General features: G+C 29.5%; 2 protein-coding genes. Both read left to right on the top strand.

Going from position 1 to position 1,805, the window contains the following annotated elements; genetic code table 11:
- Positions 1-974 (top strand): AMMECR1 domain-containing protein (locus ACRC28_RS07190; RefSeq protein ID WP_438542770.1); only part of this gene is annotated, 974 nt, incomplete at its 5' end.
- A gap of 110 nt (positions 975-1,084) precedes the next feature.
- The gene (locus ACRC28_RS07185; protein ID WP_438542769.1) at positions 1,085-1,636 is read left to right on the top strand and encodes a phosphohydrolase; all 552 of its coding nucleotides are present in this window, start codon (positions 1,085-1,087) and stop codon (positions 1,634-1,636) included.
- Positions 1,637-1,805 lie beyond the last annotated feature (169 nt).

Here is a 1,805-nt window from a genome sequence, read left to right as displayed (position 1 = left end):
AAAATAAGAAAAATACAAAGCTTGTGTATATAACATATAGTTTACTTTCAAAAATAGATCATATACGTTTTGGAAATGCAATTCGTGATGCTATTGATAATCTTTCTAGAAATGTAGTAGCAATTTGTACAATGAACCTTTCATATATAGGGAATAAATCTGTTTTAGATAAAGAAAATCTTTTATTTGATAAAACACTTATTGATGATTTTAAAAAAGGTGATATGGTAAATGCTCTTTCTATAAATGAAACTCTTGTGTCAAGCAGTAAATGTACTTATAAGCCCCTGGCAATTCTTCTTGGAATAATGAATACACTTGACTCTAAAGTAGAGATTTATAGCTATGAATCCCCCTTTAATAAATCACATCTAATTTCAAGATTTACCCCAGGTAATTGCTCTGGGCTTCTAGACTACTTTTTAGAAATAGCAAAAGAAAATCATTTAAATAATCTTCTATACAAAAACCCATATACAACACTTTCAAGAAAATCCTTAGTGTACTATTTTAAATATGGGAATATTCCAAAACCTAGCTCCATAGATGTTAGTGGCATTAGCACTGCAAACCTTGGTGTATTTGTGGCAATATATTTAGATGGTGCTTTAAGAGGGTATGCAGGAGATGTGGACCCACAGACAGGCAATTTAAAATCTGAAATAATAAAAGTAACATTTGATGCTGCTTTTAAAGACAATAGATTTCCAAAGCTAACCTTTAGCGAGCTTCTATCATGTAAGATATCAATTTATATCGTAACAAGCATAGAAGAAGTTCCTTTTATTCATTTAGACTACTTTATCTATGGTGTTAGGATTCAGGGAAATGGCAAAAGTGCCTCACTTCTTCCAAATCCAATTGGTATACGAAATACCTTTGAACAAGTAAATCTTGTAGAAAAAATGGCAGGACTAGATGATAAGGAAGACTTTACTTTAGAACGCTTTAAAGTAATAACATTTGAAGAGTAAATACTCTTCCTTTAAATGTGAAGTTTTCATAACTATTCATCTTTTAATTGACCAAGCCTTCATATCCTGATATCTTTAAATTATATGATAGACACGAAGGAGGCCTTTTTATGCCAAACAGTATAAAAACATATTCAAAAATAAAAATAAATCCATTAAATCCAAATCCAGATTTAATATTAATAGATGACATAGCACATTCACTATCACTTATGTGTAGAGCAAATGGACATGTATCTGAATTCTTCTCAGTAGCCCAACATAGCATTTGTTGTACAGAAGAAGCAATAGCCCGTGGCTACTCAAAAAGAATAGCACTAGCACTTTTACTACACGATGGAAGTGAAGCATACCTTGCAGATATAACAAGACCTGTTAAAAAGAGCCTTACCTTTTACCTAGAGGTTGAAGATAAACTACAAAACACTATTTATAAAAAATATCTAGGCTCTGATTTAACAAAAGAAGAAAGTGAAAAACTAGGAATAGTAGATGATGCAATACTTTATCATGAATTATTAATCTTTATGGATGAAAAGTTAGACTTCAAAGATACAGATTTAAAATCAAAACCAAACTTTAGTTTTGAACCATTTAAAGAAGTTGAGGACAGATTTAAAGCACTGTTTAATAAACTAACAAATGAATTAAAAAAAGCATAATATAAGAAAAAAGAATTTAGTGAAAAAGCACCTCTATCTTTTAAGTAATAGAGATGCTTTTTTAAATTCTAATTATTCTTTTTAACTATATAATAGAGCATTCCTAATATTAAAATTATAAAAAATCCTCTATTCATTAAAATTGTCTCTATGCCGTAAATACTTCTAG

Source organism: Clostridium sp., from assembly GCF_051650885.1.
Classification (GTDB): domain Bacteria; phylum Bacillota; class Clostridia; order Clostridiales; family Clostridiaceae; genus Clostridium.
Note: the sequence above shows the minus strand (reverse complement) of the source record. Positions and strands in the feature narration are given on the sequence as shown.